Origin of the sequence: Sphingomonas sp. MM-1, assembly GCF_000347675.2 — a bacterium.
GTDB lineage: Bacteria > Pseudomonadota > Alphaproteobacteria > Sphingomonadales > Sphingomonadaceae > Sphingomonas_E > Sphingomonas_E fennica.
The window spans coordinates 1162658-1180244 of record NC_020561.1 but is presented as its reverse complement, the minus strand read 5'-3'; the positions used below and the strand labels follow the sequence as shown (position 1 = coordinate 1180244).

Here is a 17587-nt window from a genome sequence, read left to right as displayed (position 1 = left end):
TCCGTGGGGGAGGCCCGGGCAGTATGGAGAGGAGGCGAGAGCGAAGCGGCCCTCGCACCATTGCGGGGACGCAGCCGCGAGCGAATACCTCAGGCCGGAACATGCTTTGCGCGAAAGAAGGCCGGATTTTCGCTGCGGAGCAGGCCGGTCGCGCCGACGCGGGGGGAGGGGGGACGGGCGGGGTTCAGCTGGCCGGCGAAAGGATGATGGTGTCCGCGCCCGAATGGGAAAGCCTGACCGGGAAGATGGCGGCCACGGTCTCGGCGAACGCCTCCGGCTGGCGGGTGTGGAAAACGCCGGAAATCTTCATCCGGCCCAGCGCGGGATCGGCCAGCACGACCTTGCGGGCGCCGTAACGGTTGATCTCGGCAACGGCCGTCGCCAGTGGGGTGGCGTCGAACATCAGCCGCCCGAACCGCCAGGCCTGCGCGCGCTCGGGATCGACCTTGCCGACCGCGACGGCGGCGGCGGCCGGCGTCAATCGGGCCTGCTCGCCCGGTTCCATCTGGACGACGGGCAGGCCGGGCTTGCGGACGGTCACTTTTCCCTGCGCCAGGAAGATGCGGGTTTCCGTCCCCTCCTGCCGCACGCTGAAGGCGGTGCCCAGCGCGCGAACCTCGTTCGGGCCGGCAAAGACGCGGAAGGGGCGGGCGGCATCCTTGGCGACCTCGAAGAACGCCTGGCCGGATATCAAGGTCAGCCGCCGTTCCCCGTCGGTCAGCCGGGCTTCGATCGCGCTGTCTGTATCCAGGGTCACCACCGATCCGTCTGCCAGCGTGACGCTGCGCTGCTCGCCGGGGGCGGTGGCATAGCTTTCCGTCCGCTCGCCCAGCATCGGCGCGCCGATCACCACGGCCAGGCAGGCCGCCGCTGCCGCCGCCAGCCCATAGCCGATGAAGCGCCGCCGCTGCGGGAGGCGAGCCTCGTCTTCGTGCGAACCTTCGGGCAGGGCGCCCTCCTGCAGGGCTGCCCGCGCCGCCGGATCGCCGGCCAGCGTGCCCACCGCATCCCACAGCTGCTGCTGTTCGGCATAGGCCCGCCGATGGGTCTCGTCCTGGGCCAGCCATGCGTCCAGCGCGGCCTGATCGCCCGGCGTGCGCTGATCGGAACCCATGCGCGCAACCCACCGCGCGGCGCGCGCGGCGGTCAGCGATTGCCCGTTCCTGTTCCCCGATTCAGCCATTTTGCCCGAATCTCGCATGCAAATGGGCGATGACCTTCATCATATGCTTTTCGACCGCGCTCACCGATATGCCGAACCGGGCCGCGATCTCGCTATAGCTCGCCCGATCGAGCCGGTTCAGCAAAAACATCTCCCGCGTCCGCGCCGGCAGTTCGGCAAGCGCCGCCGACAGCCGGGCGAGCGCCTCCCTGTCTTCAAAGACGCGCGCGGGCGTGGGCTCCTCACTCGGCGCGTCGAAATCGTCGATCGGCAGGTGCCGGTCCTCCTGGCGGACGCGTGCGCGCCGCCGCCGATCGGCGAGGACCGAGCTTGCCACCCGGAAGAGATAGGCGTCGGGATTCTGCACGTTGGCGGTGCTGCTGCCGTAAAGGCGGGCGAAGCTTTCCTGCGCGCAATCCTCGGCGGCTTCGTGATCCAGCCCGCGCTTGCGGAACCATTGCACCAGCGGCCGGCGATAGCGCGCCGCCAGGGCCTCATGGACGACGGACTCCTCCTCCCGGCTTTCGCCGCGCGCTGCCATGGCCGCCTCTCCTCCGGCGCTTCCCGGCCCCGCATGGAGGCCGGAGGTGCCGCTGCCCATCTTGTTTTTCCTGTGCGGAAAGGCAGCGCTTCCGCATGAACCCGTTACGCCGAACCCCCCGATCGCCGGGGGTTTTCTGGTGATGCAAGTTTACGCGCACGCTGGATCATGGCCGGATCGCCTCTTCCCCCGGGGGCAATCCGGCCCGCCCCGTCGCGATCCTTCCCGATGCCCGCGCCTTTGGCAAGAGGGTTTCCGATATCATTTCGGAAATTGGTGATTCAGGCTTTCGCCTTGGCCGATTTCGGCCTTCCCTTCGCCGGTGCCCGCCGCCGCGCGGCGTTCCGCGCCGGCTGCTCCTCGTCCGTCGCGGCCGTCGGGGCGGGGATCTTCCGCTCCGCCCAGACCAGCGTCTCGCCGCGCTTGCGGGCGATATCCTCGATCACCGGGCGCAGCAGTTCCTCCACCATGTCCATCGGGGTGGCATAGGCTTCCACCCCCTCGCGCATCAGCGGCAGGGCGTCGTCGTCGAAATGGGTGAAGGCCTGCTGCAGCATCCGGCTGCTCGATCCGTCGCGCGCGGCCGCCGCGCGATCGCGGCAGAGGGTGATCGCGCCGCCCAGGGTGACCGCGCCGACGCTGCGCCAGGTCGCCACCGCCTCCGCGACGGTGAATCCGCGCGCGACCAGCACCGCGACGAAACGTTCGGTCAGCGCCAGCTCGCGCTCGATGCCGCCGCCGCCGTCCATCACCTGCAGGATGAGGTGCGGCTCGCTGGCCAGCACGTCGCGCAGGCTGGTGGCATATTCGATGAGATAGTCGGCCCAGTGCTGCTCCCGGTCGCCGGGCAGATCGACCACCGAGAGCTGATGGTCGATCGCCAGCTTCAGCAGCTCGTCCCGATTGTCAACATATTGATAGAGCGTCGATATGCTGACGCCAAGATGCTCGGCCACCCGCGCCATGCTGAAATGGTGGAGACCGATCTCGACCGCCGCGGCGATCACCTGTTCGCGCGATACGCTCCGCGGACGCCCAACGCTGCCGGACGATTTGTTGAGCCACTTCGCATTCCAGCCTCTGTTGGCCATAAAATCCTATTTACGAAAGCATTTCGAAAAAGATATTAGAATGGCCTGCCGAGCTTGTCGAGACGCGCGGGCCGATGGCGCGCGCCGTTCGGCGCTTTTGCAATCAAACATATGAAAAACAAGGAGAGTCTTGATGAGGATCGCTGAGGTCAACCCATTGCTTTCCGGCTTCCGGCGGGTCGGGTGCGGGGCAGGCGGGCGCCTGTCGGCGGCGGCGCTGCTGGCGATTCTGCCGCCAGTGGGCGTTCATGCTGCCGAGGCAACCGCGCCAGCCTCGGTGCTGGGCCTCTGGCGTTCGCAGGATCGCGGCGGCACCATCGAGCTTTACAATTGCGGCCCGGCGGTCTGCGGCCGCATCCTCGACGGCCCCACGCTCCGCGCCAATCCCGACCTGCGCGACGTCAAGAATGGCGACAAGGCGCTGCGCACTCGCCCGGTGAAGGGCCTGCGCGTGTTCGATGGCTTCACCGGCGGCCCCACCCAATATAAGGGCGGCTCGCTCTACGATCCCGAAAGCGGCTGGGGCACCAAGACCGGCTATCTGACGCTCAAGGACCCCAATACGTTGGAAGTGAAGGGCTGCGTCGCCTTTTTCTGCCAGTCCGAAATCATGCTGCGCATTCGTTGACGCCGGGCGCCGCGCGGGGGATGGGGGAGGGATGGCCGATGACCTTTTCTCCGGACGCACGCTGAGCGGCCTCGAACTCGCCGGTGCGGATATCGGGAAGCTGGCGGCCGGCTCCTCGCCTGTCCACCTTATCGATTGCGTGCTGGACGAGGCGGAGCTCGGCAAGCTCGACCTCATCGGCTGGGTGTTCGAACGGTGCAGCCTGCGCCGAGCCGATCTGGCCGCGGCCGTTCTGGAAGGAACGCGGTGGCAATCCTGCCGGGGCGCTTTCGCCACGTTTGCCGGCGCCGATCTGACGGAGGCGGCCTTCGCATCCTGCGATTTCAACAATGCCGTGTTCCGGCGGTCGAACCTGACGTCGGCTTTCTTCCGGGGCTGCAAGCTCACGGGGGGCGACCTGTCCGACATCCGGGGCGTGGATGCTTCTTTCGAGGAAACGCTGCTGATCGGCGCCAAGCTGGCGGGACATTCCTTTCGCGGGCAGGTGCTGCGCAAGCTGGACCTCGCCCAGGCCGATCTCCGAAACTGCGATTTCCGCGATACGCTGTTCGAGGATTGCAGCCTGCGGGAGGCGAACATGGCCGGATCGCGCTTCGCCGGCGCGGACCTGCGGGCGGCGGACATAAGCGGACTGCGGCTGGGCGATGCCGCCCTGTTCCGGGGCGCCACCATCTCGCGCGATCAGGCCGGGCAGCTTCTGGGCGAGCTGGGGCTCGATGTCAGATGAGCAAGCTGTAGGGCGGGGCGGTGGCGCCCCTGCCCCACACCCCCGCCTCTTTCCGGTCAGCTTCGGACGAAGGCCAGCAGGTCCGCATTGATGATGTCGGCATGGGTGGTGCACATGCCGTGGGGCAAGCCCTCATAGGATTTGAGCGTGCCGTTCTTCAGCAGCTTGGCCGAAAGCGGGCCGGCATCCGCATAAGGGACGATCTGGTCGTCGGTGCCGTGCATCACCAGCACGGGCACGTCGATCTGCTTCAGGTCCTCGGTGAAGTCGGTCTCGGAAAAGGCCTTGATGCAATCATAATGGGCTTTGGCGCCGCCCGCCATGCCCTGTCGCCACCAGTTCCAGATGACGCCCTGATCCACCTTCGCGCCGGGGCGGTTGAAGCCGTAGAAGGGGCCCGACGGCACATCGACATAGAATTGCGCGCGATTGTCGACCAGCGCCTTGCGGAAGCCGTCGAAGACCTCGATGGGCAGGCCGCCGGGATTGGCATCGGTCTTCACCATGATCGGCGGTACTGCACCCACCAGCACCGCCTTGGCGACGCGGCCCGGTTCCGCGCGGGCGACATAGCGCGCCACCTCGCCCCCGCCGGTGGAATGGCCGATATGGATGGCATTCTTCAGGTCCAGCGCCTTGGCCAGCGCGATCACGTCGGCGGCATAGGTATCCATCTCGTTGCCGGTATCGGTCTGGGTCGACCGACCATGGCCGCGCCGATCGTGGGCGATCACGCGATAGCCATGGCCGAGGAAGAACAGCATCTGGTTGTCCCAGTCGTCGGCGCTCAGCGGCCAGCCGTGATGGAAGACGATCGGCTGCGCGTCCTTCGAACCCCAATCCTTGTAGAAAATCTCGGTGCCGTCGCTGGTAGTGATCGTGCCCACGATGGATTCTCCTCGCTAGCGGGGCGCCGGGATCGTCACCCTCGCGGCGAGTTTCATACACCGTCCACGTCCTTCGCCGAACGGGGAAACCGATCGCGATCGCGAAATCCGGGGCGAGGGCGATCGCGGGCCGGAGCCTGTCTGAAGCGACGGCGCAACGCGCCCCGATTCAATCGGGGGTGACGGCGCCCTTCCTCGCCATCGGCCATTCGCCGGTGGGTTCCGCATAGGCTTCCAGCTCGCGCCAGTGGCGGTCCCAGCCGGGGCCGCGCCGTGCGACGGGCACCTCCTGCTCCACCCGCAGCCGCGCGCGGGTGACCGGATTGGCGATAGGGTGGCGCAGGCGATCCACGATATCGCCCACGCCGGCTATCGGGTCCCCGGCATTATCGGTCGGCGGTTCGGGATCGGCATCGGTCATTCCCGCTGCCTATCGCCTGTCGGCGGGCCGGGCAATGTGGAGGGTGGCTTCCGGGCAAGGGAAATCGCGCGGCGCCTGTTTCGCCGGGGGGCGATCTCGTCCATGCGGGGCCGGCACGGCGCGAATCGGAAGGCAGGCACATGCAGCAGCGCGAACTTATCGGAACGGCGATGGTGCCGGGCGGCGAACAGTTGCGGCTGTTCCGGCGCGGCGGCGATTTCATGATCGTGCTCGACCGCAACGAGCTGATGAGCAGCCGGATGAGCGGATCGGAAGATGCGCTGGCGGTGATGACGTGCGATCGGCTGGGCAAAAGGCCGGCGCCCAACCTGCTGATCGGGGGCTATGGCATGGGCTTCACCCTGCGCGCGGCGCTGGCGGTGCTGGGCCGCGACGCGCGCGTCACCGTGGCGGAGCTGGTGCCGGAAATCATCGAATGGGCGCGCGGGCCGATGGCCGATCTCGCCGCCGGCTGCCTGGATGATCCGCGCGTCGCCCTGTTCCAGGGCGATGTCGCCGCCATGATCCGCAATCCGCCCCGCAAGTGGGATGCCATCCTGCTCGATGTCGATAACGGGCCCGATGGCCTCAGCCGGGTGGGCAATGACTGGCTCTATTCGATGCCGGGGCTGGCCGCCGCGAAGGCCGCGCTCGCGCCGGGCGGCATATTGGCGATATGGTCCGCCGCGCCCGACAAGGCCTTCACCCGCCGGCTGGGGGAGGCAGGCTTCGCCGTCGACGAAGTGGTCGTCCGCGCCCGCGGCAACGGCAAGGGGCCGCGCCACGTGATATGGTTCGCCAAGACGGCTTCGGGGCGGAAGGGGCCGCCTGCCGGACCGCGCTGACAGGTCCGGGTTCGGTGCGCTATGCGGCCTGCCCGGCAACCGGAATATGTGGGAAAGGCACGTCGCCGGAGTGGCGGCTATCTTTCCTTATCCGTCATGCTCGAAACCCAGCCGGGTAGGCAGCGGCAGTGGCTCGCCCCGATCGTTCAGGCGGATACCCGCGCCCGCGATGAAGATGCCGACCGGGCTGATCGGCAGGCCGGCTTGCTCGGCCGCCGCCCGGATCGCTTCCTCCGCCTCAATGGGGGCGGCGAGCAGGAGTTCGTAATCGTCGCCCGCCGATGCGGCGGCGATGCGGGTCTCGCGGCCGTCGCCGGCGGTGGCGCGCAGCGCGGGGGAGAGGGGGATGGCTTCCAGCGCGATCTCGATCGCGACGCCGCTGGCCGCGGCCATGCGGGCGGCGTCGATCAGCAGCCCGTCCGACATGTCGGCCATGGCATGCGCCAGCGGGGCGAGGGCCGCGCCGAGGCCGAGGCGGGGCACGGGTCGGCGATAGCGTTCGAGCAGCGCCGCCGGGCCGTTCGCGACACCCCGGGCGATGGCGAGGCCGATGCCGGCATCGCCCACGCTGCCCGTCATCCACAGCCGGTCGCCGGGCTGTGCGCCCGCGCGGGATGGCGCGCCCGATGCCGGGGCCTGGCCGATCGCGGTCAACCCCAGCGTGCGCGGTGCGGTCGCCGGCATCGCCACGGTGTCGCCGCCCAGCAACGGCAGGCCGAAGGTCGTCAGCGCCTGTGCCAGCCCCTCGGCAAAGGCGGCGTCCCAGCCGGGATCGCCGGTGAAGCCATATCCCATCAGCGCGCCGATCGGCGCGGCGCCCTTGGCGGCGAGATCCGAAAGATTCACCGCCACCAGCTTCCACGCCACGTCGCCTGGCGGATCGGTGGGCAGGAAGTGCACGCCTTCCACCAGCATGTCGTGGGTCAGCACGATTTCGCCGGAAAGCGGCAGCACGGCGGCGTCGTCCGCCAGCCCGCGCGCGGCGGGGTGGGTGGCGATCGCGCGCAGCCGGGCGATGAAATCGGCCTCGCGGGTCATGCGCCCCGCCTCCCTCCCTGCTGCGGGAGGGCGGGGATCATCCCCGCGCCGCCTTGGCCACCGCGTCGAGCAGGCCGTTCACGAAGCCCTTTTCGCGCTTGTCGTAGAAGGCGTCGGCCACGTCGACATATTCGCTGATCACGGTCGCGGTCGGCACGTCGATGCGGGCGATCAGCTCATAAGTGCCGGCGCGCAGGATCTGGCGCATCGGCTTGTCCAGCCGTTCCAGCGACCAGCCGGCGGCCAGCTTGGCGGTAATCGCCGCGTCGATCTCTTCCCGCCGCGCATCGACGCCGCGCACGAGATCGTCGAAGAAATCGGTCTCGGCGTGCGCATAGGTCACGTCCTCGATCGTGCGGCCCAGCCGGTGCTGGTGGAACTCGTCCAGCAGCTTGGGGATGGGGGTCTTCTCCATCTCATGCTGGTAGAGCGCCTGCACGGCGAAGAGCCGGGCGGCGCTGCGGGCGCGCGAACGCTCGTTGGTCTTGGCGTTGGTCTTGGTCATAATCTCACAGCTACAGATCGGGCGTGGGCGGGCAAGCCCTCGGCTTCGGCCAGCGCCACGGCGGCGGGGCCGATGCGGGCGATGGAGGCGGCGTCGCAGGCAAGGAAGCTCGTCCGCTTCATGAAGTCGAGCACGGAAAGCCCGGATGAAAAGCGCGCGCGGCGGCCGGTGGGCAGCACATGGTTCGGCCCGCCCACATAATCGCCCACGGCCTCCGGCGTGTAGCGGCCGAGGAACACCGAACCGGCATGGCGCACGGCGGCGAACAGCGGCTCGGGATCGGCCAGCGCCAGCTCCAGATGCTCGGGCGCCAGCCGATCGATCAGGGGAGCGCTTTCCAGCAGGTCGCCTACAAGGATGATCGCGCCATTGGCCGCCCAGCTCGCGGAGGCGGTGGCGCCCGTGGCAAGCGCGCCGAGCTGCCGTTCCACCTCGGCCGCCACCGCATCGGCGAAGGCGGCATCGTCGGTGAACAGGATGGACTGGCTGGTCGGGTCGTGCTCGGCTTGGCTCAGCAGGTCGGCGGCGATCCAGGCCGGATCGTTCGCGCCATCGGCCACCACCACGATTTCCGACGGGCCGGCCACCATGTCGATGCCGACCACGCCGTAAAGCTGGCGCTTCGCCTCCGCCACCCAGGCGTTGCCGGGGCCGACCACCACGTCCACCGGCGCGATCCGATCGGTGCCATAGGCCAGCGCCGCGATCGCCTGCGCGCCGCCCACACGCCACACCTCGTCCACGCCGGCAATCTCGGCGGCGGCCAGCACCAGCGGGTTGGTCTCGCCCTTGGGCGTCGGCGTCACCATCGCCAGCCGGCCGACGCCGGCCACCCTGGCGGGAATGGCGTTCATCAGCACGGAGGAAGGGTAGGCGGCCCGCCCGCCGGGGACGTAGAGACCGGCGGCATCCACCCCGCGCCAGCGCGCGCCCATGCGGACGCCGGCGGCGTCCACCGTCTCGCTGTCCGCCGGGCGCTGGGCGGCGTGGTAGGCGCGGATGCGCTCCGCCGCCAGTTCGAGCGCGGCGCGCAGATCGGGGGCGAGGCCGGCGAGGGCCGCCTGCCGTTCCGCCTTCGGCACCTGCCAGCCGGTGACGTCGAGGTCGTGGCCGTCGAACCGGCGGGTCAGCTCCGCCAGCGCGGCATCCCCGCGCGCGCGGACATCGGCGCGGATCGCGGTGACGGCGCGGGATACATCCTCATCCGCCTCGCGCCGCGCATCGACCAGCGCATCGAAGGCGGCGGCGAAGCCCGCATCGCGGCTGTCGAGCCTAAGCGGCATCCTGCTGCCCTTCCTCCGCCACCAGCGCGCGGAACGCCTCGACCAGCGGCGCGATCTCCTCCGCGCGGGTCTTGAAGGCGGCGCGGTTCACGATCAGCCGGGCGGATACCTCGCAAATCGTCTCCACCTCGACGAGGCCGTTTTCCTTGAGGGTGCGGCCGGAGGAGACGAGGTCGACGATGCGGCTGGCGAGGCCCAGCACGGGGGCGATCTCCATCGCGCCGTTCAGCTTCACGCATTCGGCCTGCACGCCGCGCGCGGCGAAGTGGCGGCGGGTGAGGCCGGGATATTTGGTGGCGACGCGGACGTGGCTCCATTCGCGCGGATCGTCGCCGGCGGCCATCTCCACCGGCTCCGCCACCGAAAGCCGGCAGCGGCCGATGCCGAGATCGACGGGGGCGTAGATCGCCGAATAATCGAACTCGTCCAGTACGTCCGATCCGACGATGCCGATCTGCGCCGCGCCATGGGCCACGAAGGTCGCGACGTCGAAGGCGCGCACCCGGATCAGCCCGATATGGGGCTGGTTGGTGGCGAAGCGCAGCGCGCGGCTGTCCTCGTCCGAAAAGGCGGCTTCGGGCACGATGCCGACGCGCGCGAGCATCGGCAGTGTCTCCACAAGGATGCGCCCCTTGGGAATGGCAATGATGATCGGATCGGCCATGGCGCGGGCGGCTTAGTCGCTCGGGCGCGTCTCCGCAAGGAAGGCGCGGATCGCGGCGGTTACGGCGGCGGGCCTTTCCCACGGCACGAAATGGCCGGCATCCTCGATCGGCACGATGCTGAGATCGGGCACCAGCGGGCCGAGCCCTTCGATCTGACAGGGCAGCAGCGCCTTGTCCCGCATCCCCCAGATCACCAGCGCGGGCATGGCGAGCGGCGGGAAGGAGGCGTCGATCCAATCGGGCCGCTCCACCGTTTCGCCGATTGCCGGCACCACGATCCGCGACGCGCGATACCAGTTGAGCATGCCGGTGAGCGCGCCCGGCTGGCGCCACTGATCGAGGTAGATCGCCCGTTCCCCGGCATCGATGGCGCCGGCCTGCACATGGGCGGCGAAGCTTTTGTCGAAGAAGGCCTCGATCCCCATTTCCGCGACGCGCGCCTCCATGCCGGGATCGCGGAAGGCCAGCATATATTGGGATGCGGCGCGCTGGGCGGGATCGTCGATCAGGCTTTTCTGGAAGATCAGCGGGTGGGGCGCATTGGCGATGACGAGCCGGGCGATGCGATCGGGATGGCGCAGCGCCGCAGCCCAGGCCGCGGCCCCGCCCCAGTCATGGCCGATCAGGGTGAAGCGGGCGAAGCCCAGCGCATCCGCCAGCGCGAGCAGATCGGCGACGACATGCTCGACGGCATAGTCCGCCAGGGCGGCCGGCTTGGACGATCGCGCGAAGCCGCGCTGGTCGGGCGCGGCGACGGCATGATCGGCGGCGAGGTCCGCCATCTGATGGCGCCATGTCCGCGCCGATTCGGGAAATCCGTGGAGGAATACCAGCGGATCGCCTTTGCCCTCGCCGCCGAGCGTGACGTCCAGCTCCACCCCGGTGGGAAGCGCGAAGCGCTGGCGGCGAAGCTCCGTCACGCCGCCTCGGACGGCGCGCGGGCGCGGATGGCGAGCGCGTGGACGCGATCGCGCAGAAGATCGGCCAATGCGGCGTTGACCGCGCGCTGGCGGGCCACGCGATTCTGCCCCTCGAACGCGGTGGCAACGATCTCCACCGTGAAGTGCGATTCGCCGCGCGCATCGTGCCCGGCATGGCCGCGATGCTTCTCGCTGTCGTCGATCACCGCCAGATGATCGGGCGACAGGGCGGCGGTCAGGCGGCTGGCGATTTCGGCGGCGACGGGGCCTGGGCGGGAGGCGGTGGGAATATCGATCATCGGGCCTATATAGCCCGATCGAGGCCAAGGGAGTGAGATGTAAAGTTGGCGGACGGCGGCGAACAGCGGCGGAGACAGGATCGGTTCCACGGGCGGATCGGCACGGGCGACAGGCCCTGCGCGCATCCCGGCTGCATGGAGCCGGGCGAGTTCCGCGTGCCCGGCATCACGCGGCCCGGTTTCGACGGGCCGGGCGAATGGCGCTGGATGTGCCTCGATCATGTGCGCGCGTTCAACGCCGGCTATAATTTCTTCGACGGCATGACCGCCGACGAGATCGAGAATGCGCAGCGCCCTTTCGCCGGCTGGGAACGGGAGACGCGCGCCTTTTCGACATCGGCGGCGGGCGCCGGCCCGCGCTGGGCGGATTTTGTCGATCCGCTGGATGCGATCGGCGCGCGCTATGCCGAGGCGCGGGCGGCGCGGCCGGACGGGCGGCCGCTGGGCGAGGGCGATCGCCGCGCGCTGCAGGTGCTGGGGCTGAAAGCCGATGCCGACCTGAAGGCGATCCGCAAGCGTTATACGGAACTGGTCCGCCGCTATCATCCTGACCGCAATGGTGGCGACAGGCGCCACGAGAAGGCTTTGCAGGATGTGATCAGCGCCTATACGCATCTGAAGGCCGCACCCGCCTTCGCCTGATTCAGTTCGAGAGTAGAGCCCGAGAGCGAGATATGTCCGATCTGCCCAACATCCAGCCCGACAGCCGCGCCGCCACGGTGCTCGATGCCCCCGACAAGATGGTGAAGGTGCGCGACCTGTTCGGCATCGACAGCGACATGGAAGTGCCGGCCTTCTCCGAGGCGGACGAGCGGGTGCCCGATCTCGATCCGGCCTATGTTTTCGATCCGGATACCACGCTGGCGATCGCGGCGGGCTTCGCCTTCAACCGCCGCGTGATGGTGCAGGGCTATCACGGCACCGGCAAGTCGTCCCACATCGAGCAGGTGGCCGCCCGCCTCAACTGGCCGTGCATCCGCATCAACCTGGACGCGCATATCAGCCGCATCGACCTGATCGGCCGCGACGCCATCGTGCTGCGCGACGGCCAGCAGGTGACGGAATTCCGCGAAGGCCTGCTGCCCTGGGCGCTGCAGACGCCGACCGCGCTCGTGTTCGACGAATATGATGCCGGCCGCCCGGACGTGATGTTCGTGATCCAGCGCGTGCTGGAGACGGAGGGCAAGCTGACCCTGCTCGATCAGAACCGCGTGATCCGCCCCAATCCGCATTTCCGCCTGTTCGCCACCGCCAACACGGTGGGCCTGGGCGACACGACCGGCCTCTATCACGGTACCCAGCAGATCAACCAGGGCCAGATGGACCGCTGGAACATCGTCGTCACGCTCAACTATCTGCCGGCGGCGACCGAGGCGCAGATCGTGCTCGCCAAGTCCGGCGAATATGACAAGCCGGACGGCAAGAAGGTGGTCGACAACATGGTGAAGGTGGCGGACCTGACCCGCCAGGGCTTCATCGCCGGCGATATCTCCACCGTCATGTCGCCACGCACGGTGATCAGCTGGGCGCAGAACGCGCTGATCTTCAACGATGTCGGCTTCGCCTTCCGCCTGAGCTTCCTCAACAAGTGCGACGAGGCGGAACGGCCGCTGGTGGCGGAATATTATCAGCGCGTGTTCGGCAAGGACCTGCCGGAAAGCGTGGTGGGCAAGGCGTGAGGACGCCCCGCCCATCCGTGGGCCGGTGGAGGCGCGGATGACCCAGCAGACCCCGCTCGAAGCCTTCCGCCAAGTGCTGGGGGGCACGGCGCGCGCGCTTTCGCACGAGCCGGAGGCGGAGGTCGGCTATGCCGCCGATGCGCCGCAGGCTTATGGCAAGGCCATCAAGGTGCCGATGCCGGCCCGGTCGCTGCCGGCCGAGCAGGTGGCCGAGGCGCGGGGCTTCGCCGACGGGGCGGCGCTGCGCCTCCGGCACCATAATACCGCGCTCCACGCCCGCAACGCGCCGGCCGAGGCGGTCGCCCGCGCGGCATTCGATGCCGTGGAGCAGGCGCGGGTGGAAGCGATCGGATCGCGCGCCATGGAAGGCGTGCGGGCGAACCTTGCCCATGCGCTGGACCTGCGGCTGAAATCCGATCCGCTGGTCCGCGCGCGCAGCCGGGACGAGGTGCCGCTGTCCTCGGCGCTGGGCCTGCTGGTGCGCGAGCGGCTGACGGGCCAGCCCGTGCCGGAATCGGCGCGGCAGGGCCTGGCTTTGGTGCGGGACTGGATCGAGGAGAAGGCCGGGCACGATCTCGACGCGCTCGGCCTGGCGCTGGACGACCAGGCGGCCTTCGCCCGGCTCGCTACCCGCCTGCTCGAGGATCTGGAGCTGGTCGAGGGCGAGATGACGCCCGATGACGAGCAGGAGGCCGGCGAGGAAGGCGAGGGCGACGATCAGGACGAGGGCGAGGACGGCGAGGACCAGCAGGACGACGGCTCCGGCCAGTCCGATGCGCCGATGGAGGCCCGCGCCGAGGCGAGCGAGGATGCCGAGGACGACGGCGAGAGCGTCGACATGGACGAGGATTCGCTTTCCGAGATGGAAAGCGACAGCGGCGACGAAGGCGAGCAGGGCACCATGCCCGTGCGGCCGAACCGCCCGTTGGCCGATCTCGGTCCCCAGTTCGACTACAAGGCCTATACCGAGGAATTCGACGAGGTCGTCGCCGCCAACGAGCTGTGCGACGAGGAGGAGCTGACCCGGCTGCGCGCCTATCTGGACCAGCAGCTCGTCCACCTGCAGGGCGCCGTCACCAAGCTCGCCAACCGGCTGCAGCGCCGGCTGATGGCGCAGCAGAACCGGAGCTGGGATTTCGACCAGGAGGAAGGGCTGCTGGATGCGGCGCGGCTGGCCCGCGTCGTCATCGATTCGGCCCATTCCCTGTCCTACAAGGTCGAGCGCGAGACTGATTTCCGCGATACGGTGGTGACGCTGCTGATCGACAATTCAGGTTCGATGCGCGGCCGGCCGATCTCCATCGCGGCGATCTCCGCCGATATCATGGCCCGCACGCTGGAACGCTGCGGCGTGAAGACGGAGATATTGGGCTTCACCACCCGCGCCTGGAAGGGCGGGCAATCGCGCGAGAAGTGGCTGGCCAATGGCCGCCCGCCCGCGCCGGGGCGGCTCAACGATCTGCGCCACATCGTCTACAAGCGCGCGGACGAACCCTGGCGCCATGCCCGCAAGTCGCTGGGCCTGATGATGCGCGAGGGACTGCTCAAGGAGAATATCGACGGGGAGGCGCTGCTCTGGGCGCACAACCGGCTGATCAGCCGGGTGGAGGAGCGCAAGATCCTGATGGTCATCTCCGACGGCGCGCCCGTGGACGATTCCACCCTTTCGGTGAACAGCGGCGCCTATCTGGAAAAGCATCTGCGCCAGGTGATCGGCTGGATCGAGAACCGGTCGCCGGTGGAACTGGTCGCGATCGGCATCGGCCATGACGTGACGCGCTATTATGCCCGCGCGGTGACGATCATGGATGCGGAGCAGCTCGGCGGCACGATGGTGGAGCAGCTCGCCGGCCTGTTCGACGCCGCGCCTCGATAGGGCACCCGGACAGAATAAGGGCCGGAGCTCTACAGGAGCCCCGGCCCACCCCTCTCACGCTACACGAGGGATACGCAGATGCGGTTGTCGATCAGCAATCGCGGTCGATCGCGCGGCCGGCGAGCGCACCCACGCCCGCGCCGATGATGGCACCGGTGGTGCCGTTGCCGCGATCGTAATAGCCGCCCGTATTCTTGCCGACCTCGTTGCCTAGCAGGCCGCCGGCGATGGCGCCGATGATGGTGCCGCCGGTGCCGCTGTCACGGCAGCGGCCGCGATAATAGCCGCGATCGGCATAATAGCCCCGGCCGCCGCCATAATAACGCTGGCCGCCATAATAACGGGGAGAGCCGCGATAATAAGCTGGCCGGCCGCGATAATGGTTGCCGCCGCCGCGATAGTGGCCCTGGTTGCTATAGCCGTGATGGCCGCGATCATAGCCGCGCGCCTCGGCGGCGGCGGGGACCATGGTGGCTGCCGTCAGCGCCGCGACGGCGGAAAAAGCGATCGTCTTGAACATGTCTCTTTTCCTTGTCCTTGCCGCTGGCGCCTGGAGCGGGATTGCGTCCCGCGGCTGGCCGTCTTCGACATGCTGCCCTTATGCCGCGATTCGCGTGAGTTGTGGCTGAACGGGCCGGTTAGGTGGCGTTCAGCTTGGCGCGCGGGACACTCGGCATGGCGATTGCCCGGCGCGAGGCGCGGACGATTCCCTTCGGCAGAGATCGGGCCTAGGAAGGCTGGCGATGCGGAAGATATTGATCCTGTGCGCGATGTTGCTGGCTGGCGGTTCAGTCGGGACGCCCGCGATGAACGAGGGCGGTGCCGCGATCGTGGCGAAGGCGGTGCCGCTCAACCCGCGCGATCCCGCGCGCACCCGGATCGGCGGGCTCGCCTATCTGGGCGGCTGGGTGCTGACCAGCGCGGACCGACGCTTCGGCGGCATCTCCGCGCTGGCCGGCGACGGTGAGGACCTGATCGCGCTGGGGGACCGGGGCGGCATCTTCCGGATCAGCCCGCGCGGCAACCTGCCGCCGGCCGGCCGGGTGATCGGCATGCTGCCCGATGGGCCGGCGGGGCGCGGCCGCGACAGCGAATCCCTCGCGCGTGGGCCGGGCGGCGCCTATTGGGTGGGGTTCGAGGGCGCGAATGCGATCTGGCGCTATGATCCGGGCCTTGGCCGCGCCACCGGCCATGTCGCGCCGGCGGTGATGGCGGGATGGCCGCGCAATGGCGGGCCCGAGGCGCTGGTGCGGCTGGCGGACGGCCGCTTCCTGGTCTTTTCGGAGGAGGCGAAAGGACGGGTGGCCGGCAGCCGGGCGGCCCTGATGTTCGCGGGCGATCCCGTGGCGGGCGCGCGGGCGGACCGCTTCGATTATGTGCCGCCGGATGGCTATGTGGTGACGGACGCGCAGGCGCTGCCGGACGGGCGGCTGATCGTGCTCCACCGGCGCTTCACGCTGATGGACGGCGTTTCGGCTGTGATTTCGATCGTCGACCTTGCCGCCGTCCGGCCGGGGGCCGTCGTGCGCGGTCGGGAGATCGCCCGGCTGGCATCGCCGATGACGGTCGACAATATGGAGGCGCTGGCGATAACGCGGGATGCGCGCGGGGCGATCTTGTGGATCGCCTCCGACGACAATTTCAGCAGCATCCAGCGGACGCTGCTGTTGCGCTTCCGTCTCGATAAGGAGACCGCCCCTGAAGCGGGGCGGTGACGCGGGCGGGGATGCCGCCCGCGCGGAAGATCAGGCCGCGGCCTTCTTCGCGATCTCGCGCTTCAGGCGGCGAGCGCGCAGCGACAGCTTGTCGTCGCTGGTCTTCAGCAGCCAGTTGTCCAGGCCGCCGACATGCTCGACCGAACGCAGGCCGTGCGTCGAAACGCGCAGCTTGACGCCTTCGCCCAGCGCATCGGAGATCAGCGTGACATTCTGCAGGTTCGGCAGAAAGGTCCGCTTGGTCTTGTTGTTCGCGTGGGAAACATTGTGTCCCACCTGCCGGCCCTTGCCGGTCAGCTCGCAGATGCGCGCCATGTCATTTCGTCCTAGGTGTTCGGTTGCCCGGAAAGTGGGCGCGGATAACTGCGATCGAGGGATTCGTCAACCGCAATGACCCTTGCGGATGCCCATGTCGTGCGAATGCATGGAATGCAACCGCCCGTCGCGCCCCTGCGTTGACCACCGGAACGGCATCGAAGGGGAGTGAAACATGCGGGCCCTTATCATAATCGGGATCATCGTCGTGCTGGCCGCGATCGGCGCTCTCGCCACCGGGCTGGTGGATATCAGCCAGACGCAGAAGGGGCAGCTTCCCCGTATCGCGGTGGAGGGCGGACAGGCGCCCCGGTTCGACGTGAAGACCGCCGACGTGAAGGTCGGCACCACGACCAGGGACGTGGATGTGCCCCGGATCGATGTCGGCACGCGGAAGGAGGAGGTGAAGGTGCCGACGGTGGACGTCGATAAGAAGGACTGAGCTTTTCGATCCGACATCGCTCGCGCATCGGCTGCGGCCGGGCTACAGGCGGGCGATGAGCTTTCCCTTGCCCGAACCGATGCGCCTGGCGCTCGATCTCGCGCGCGCCGCCGCCGAGGCGGGGGAGGTGCCGGTGGGCGCGGTGATCGTGCGGGAGGGCGAGGTGGTCGCCACATCCGCCAATGCGATGCGCGGCGAATATGATCCCACCGCCCATGCCGAGATGCTGGCCATCCGCCGTGCCGCCGCCGCGATCGGCAACGAGCGGCTGGGCGATTGCGACCTGTGGGTGACGCTGGAGCCCTGCGCCATGTGTGCGGGCGCGATCTCGCTCGCCCGTATCCGCCGGCTTTATTATGCCGCGCCCGATCCCAAGGGCGGGGCCGTGGCGCACGGGCCATTATTCTTCGCGCAGCCCACCTGCCATCACCGGCCCGAAGTCTATGCCGGGATCGGCGAGGGCGAGGCGGCGGCGATGCTCAGGGCCTTCTTCGCGGCCCGGCGCTGACCGGACAAAAAGAAGGGCGCCCCATGGACGCCCTCCCTTC

Annotated in this window: 22 protein-coding genes; 9 read left to right on the top strand and 13 right to left on the bottom strand. The window is 68.9% G+C overall.

Annotated features, from left to right (window positions below):
• Window positions 1-184: 184 nt before the first annotated feature.
• The 3 genes from G432_RS05815 to G432_RS05805 form a co-directional block, all read right to left on the bottom strand.
• Entirely contained in the window at window positions 185-1183 is a 999-nt protein-coding gene (locus G432_RS05815; protein ID WP_015457896.1) for a FecR family protein, read from the bottom strand.
• Window positions 1176-1703, bottom strand: a complete 528-nt coding sequence (locus G432_RS05810; RefSeq protein ID WP_015457895.1) for an RNA polymerase sigma factor — start codon at window positions 1701-1703, stop codon at window positions 1176-1178. Before G432_RS05810 ends, G432_RS05815 begins: the two co-directional genes overlap by 8 nt.
• A 281-nt stretch (window positions 1704-1984) precedes the next feature.
• Window positions 1985-2794, bottom strand: a complete 810-nt coding sequence (locus G432_RS05805) for a TetR family transcriptional regulator (RefSeq protein WP_015457894.1) — start codon at window positions 2792-2794, stop codon at window positions 1985-1987.
• Between the two features lie 133 nt (window positions 2795-2927).
• Between G432_RS05805 and G432_RS05800 the strand changes: the two genes are divergently transcribed.
• Window positions 2928-3422: a DUF2147 domain-containing protein gene (locus G432_RS05800; protein ID WP_236626858.1), complete on the top strand. Its 495-nt coding sequence runs from the start codon at window positions 2928-2930 to the stop codon at window positions 3420-3422.
• Window positions 3423-3453: 31 nt separating this feature from the next.
• Window positions 3454-4149 carry a pentapeptide repeat-containing protein gene (locus tag G432_RS05795; RefSeq protein ID WP_015457892.1) on the top strand — a complete coding sequence of 232 codons (696 nt, stop codon included), beginning with the start codon at window positions 3454-3456 and terminating at the stop codon, window positions 4147-4149.
• A gap of 56 nt (window positions 4150-4205) precedes the next feature.
• Here G432_RS05795 and G432_RS05790 read toward each other — a convergent pair whose 3' ends face one another.
• Window positions 4206-5036, bottom strand: a complete 831-nt coding sequence (locus G432_RS05790; protein ID WP_015457891.1) for an alpha/beta fold hydrolase — start codon at window positions 5034-5036, stop codon at window positions 4206-4208.
• 169 nt (window positions 5037-5205) lie between these two features.
• Window positions 5206-5457 (bottom strand): hypothetical protein, encoded by a 252-nt coding sequence (locus tag G432_RS05785; protein WP_015457890.1) that lies wholly within the window; start codon window positions 5455-5457, stop codon window positions 5206-5208.
• A gap of 140 nt (window positions 5458-5597) precedes the next feature.
• Between G432_RS05785 and G432_RS05780 the strand changes: the two genes are divergently transcribed.
• The gene (locus tag G432_RS05780; protein WP_015457889.1) at window positions 5598-6302 is read left to right on the top strand and encodes a hypothetical protein; all 705 of its coding nucleotides are present in this window, start codon (window positions 5598-5600) and stop codon (window positions 6300-6302) included.
• 87 nt (window positions 6303-6389) lie between these two features.
• Here G432_RS05780 and thiL read toward each other — a convergent pair whose 3' ends face one another.
• The 6 genes from thiL to G432_RS05750 are packed head-to-tail and all read right to left on the bottom strand — an operon-like array spanning window position 6390 to window position 11012.
• The gene (gene thiL, locus G432_RS05775; protein ID WP_015457888.1) at window positions 6390-7340 is read right to left on the bottom strand and encodes a thiamine-phosphate kinase; all 951 of its coding nucleotides are present in this window, start codon (window positions 7338-7340) and stop codon (window positions 6390-6392) included.
• 37 nt (window positions 7341-7377) lie between these two features.
• Window positions 7378-7845, bottom strand: a complete 468-nt coding sequence (nusB, locus tag G432_RS05770; RefSeq protein WP_015457887.1) for a transcription antitermination factor NusB — start codon at window positions 7843-7845, stop codon at window positions 7378-7380.
• The gene (hisD, locus tag G432_RS05765; RefSeq protein ID WP_015457886.1) at window positions 7842-9128 is read right to left on the bottom strand and encodes a histidinol dehydrogenase; all 1287 of its coding nucleotides are present in this window, start codon (window positions 9126-9128) and stop codon (window positions 7842-7844) included. The genes nusB and hisD overlap by 4 nt, the downstream gene beginning before the upstream one ends.
• Window positions 9118-9792, bottom strand: coding sequence for an ATP phosphoribosyltransferase (gene hisG / locus G432_RS05760; protein ID WP_015457885.1), 675 nt, complete (start codon window positions 9790-9792; stop codon window positions 9118-9120). Before hisG ends, hisD begins: the two co-directional genes overlap by 11 nt.
• A 12-nt stretch (window positions 9793-9804) precedes the next feature.
• Entirely contained in the window at window positions 9805-10713 is a 909-nt protein-coding gene (locus G432_RS05755) for an alpha/beta fold hydrolase (protein ID WP_015457884.1), read from the bottom strand.
• Window positions 10710-11012, bottom strand: coding sequence for a BolA family protein (locus tag G432_RS05750; RefSeq protein WP_015457883.1), 303 nt, complete (start codon window positions 11010-11012; stop codon window positions 10710-10712). Before G432_RS05750 ends, G432_RS05755 begins: the two co-directional genes overlap by 4 nt.
• Window positions 11013-11057: 45 nt before the next feature.
• Between G432_RS05750 and G432_RS05745 the strand changes: the two genes are divergently transcribed.
• The 3 genes from G432_RS05745 to cobT are packed head-to-tail and all read left to right on the top strand — an operon-like array spanning window position 11058 to window position 14567.
• A complete protein-coding gene (locus G432_RS05745; RefSeq protein ID WP_015457882.1) occupies window positions 11058-11654 on the top strand; it encodes a J domain-containing protein in 597 nt (198 codons plus the stop codon).
• 32 nt (window positions 11655-11686) lie between these two features.
• Window positions 11687-12691 (top strand): cobaltochelatase subunit CobS, encoded by a 1005-nt coding sequence (gene cobS / locus G432_RS05740; RefSeq protein WP_015457881.1) that lies wholly within the window; start codon window positions 11687-11689, stop codon window positions 12689-12691.
• Between the two features lie 37 nt (window positions 12692-12728).
• Window positions 12729-14567 (top strand): cobaltochelatase subunit CobT, encoded by a 1839-nt coding sequence (gene cobT, locus G432_RS05735; protein WP_015457880.1) that lies wholly within the window; start codon window positions 12729-12731, stop codon window positions 14565-14567.
• A 91-nt stretch (window positions 14568-14658) separates the two neighbouring features.
• Here cobT and G432_RS05730 read toward each other — a convergent pair whose 3' ends face one another.
• A complete protein-coding gene (locus G432_RS05730; RefSeq protein ID WP_015457879.1) occupies window positions 14659-15087 on the bottom strand; it encodes a glycine zipper 2TM domain-containing protein in 429 nt (142 codons plus the stop codon).
• Window positions 15088-15310: 223 nt separating this feature from the next.
• Here G432_RS05730 and G432_RS05725 point away from each other — a divergent pair, with 223 nt between their 5' ends.
• Window positions 15311-16282, top strand: a complete 972-nt coding sequence (locus tag G432_RS05725) for an esterase-like activity of phytase family protein (RefSeq protein WP_015457878.1) — start codon at window positions 15311-15313, stop codon at window positions 16280-16282.
• A gap of 30 nt (window positions 16283-16312) precedes the next feature.
• On the opposite strand, the gene rpmB is transcribed toward G432_RS05725, so the two are convergent.
• Window positions 16313-16597, bottom strand: coding sequence for a 50S ribosomal protein L28 (gene rpmB, locus G432_RS05720; protein WP_015457877.1), 285 nt, complete (start codon window positions 16595-16597; stop codon window positions 16313-16315).
• Between the two features lie 175 nt (window positions 16598-16772).
• On the opposite strand from rpmB, the gene G432_RS05715 reads away from it, so the two are divergent.
• Entirely contained in the window at window positions 16773-17039 is a 267-nt protein-coding gene (locus tag G432_RS05715) for a hypothetical protein (RefSeq protein WP_015457876.1), read from the top strand.
• Between the two features lie 79 nt (window positions 17040-17118).
• Window positions 17119-17547, top strand: a complete 429-nt coding sequence (locus G432_RS05710; protein ID WP_015457875.1) for a nucleoside deaminase — start codon at window positions 17119-17121, stop codon at window positions 17545-17547.
• Window positions 17548-17587 lie beyond the last annotated feature (40 nt).

Coding starts and splice junctions, on each gene's coding strand:
- G432_RS05815 (WP_015457896.1), bottom strand. CDS start 1,183: ATGGCTGAATCGGGGAACAGGAACGGGCAATCGCTGACCGCCGCGCGC.
- G432_RS05810 (WP_015457895.1), bottom strand. CDS start 1,703: ATGGCAGCGCGCGGCGAAAGCCGGGAGGAGGAGTCCGTCGTCCATGAG.
- G432_RS05805 (WP_015457894.1), bottom strand. CDS start 2,794: ATGGCCAACAGAGGCTGGAATGCGAAGTGGCTCAACAAATCGTCCGGC.
- G432_RS05800 (WP_236626858.1), top strand. CDS start 2,928: ATGAGGATCGCTGAGGTCAACCCATTGCTTTCCGGCTTCCGGCGGGTC.
- G432_RS05795 (WP_015457892.1), top strand. CDS start 3,454: ATGGCCGATGACCTTTTCTCCGGACGCACGCTGAGCGGCCTCGAACTC.
- G432_RS05785 (WP_015457890.1), bottom strand. CDS start 5,457: ATGACCGATGCCGATCCCGAACCGCCGACCGATAATGCCGGGGACCCG.
- G432_RS05780 (WP_015457889.1), top strand. CDS start 5,598: ATGCAGCAGCGCGAACTTATCGGAACGGCGATGGTGCCGGGCGGCGAA.
- thiL (WP_015457888.1), bottom strand. CDS start 7,340: ATGACCCGCGAGGCCGATTTCATCGCCCGGCTGCGCGCGATCGCCACC.
- nusB (WP_015457887.1), bottom strand. CDS start 7,845: ATGACCAAGACCAACGCCAAGACCAACGAGCGTTCGCGCGCCCGCAGC.
- hisD (WP_015457886.1), bottom strand. CDS start 9,128: ATGCCGCTTAGGCTCGACAGCCGCGATGCGGGCTTCGCCGCCGCCTTC.
- hisG (WP_015457885.1), bottom strand. CDS start 9,792: ATGGCCGATCCGATCATCATTGCCATTCCCAAGGGGCGCATCCTTGTG.
- G432_RS05750 (WP_015457883.1), bottom strand. CDS start 11,012: ATGATCGATATTCCCACCGCCTCCCGCCCAGGCCCCGTCGCCGCCGAA.
- cobS (WP_015457881.1), top strand. CDS start 11,687: ATGTCCGATCTGCCCAACATCCAGCCCGACAGCCGCGCCGCCACGGTG.
- cobT (WP_015457880.1), top strand. CDS start 12,729: ATGACCCAGCAGACCCCGCTCGAAGCCTTCCGCCAAGTGCTGGGGGGC.
- G432_RS05730 (WP_015457879.1), bottom strand. CDS start 15,087: ATGTTCAAGACGATCGCTTTTTCCGCCGTCGCGGCGCTGACGGCAGCC.
- G432_RS05725 (WP_015457878.1), top strand. CDS start 15,311: ATGCGGAAGATATTGATCCTGTGCGCGATGTTGCTGGCTGGCGGTTCA.
- rpmB (WP_015457877.1), bottom strand. CDS start 16,597: ATGGCGCGCATCTGCGAGCTGACCGGCAAGGGCCGGCAGGTGGGACAC.
- G432_RS05715 (WP_015457876.1), top strand. CDS start 16,773: ATGCGGGCCCTTATCATAATCGGGATCATCGTCGTGCTGGCCGCGATC.
- G432_RS05710 (WP_015457875.1), top strand. CDS start 17,119: ATGCGCCTGGCGCTCGATCTCGCGCGCGCCGCCGCCGAGGCGGGGGAG.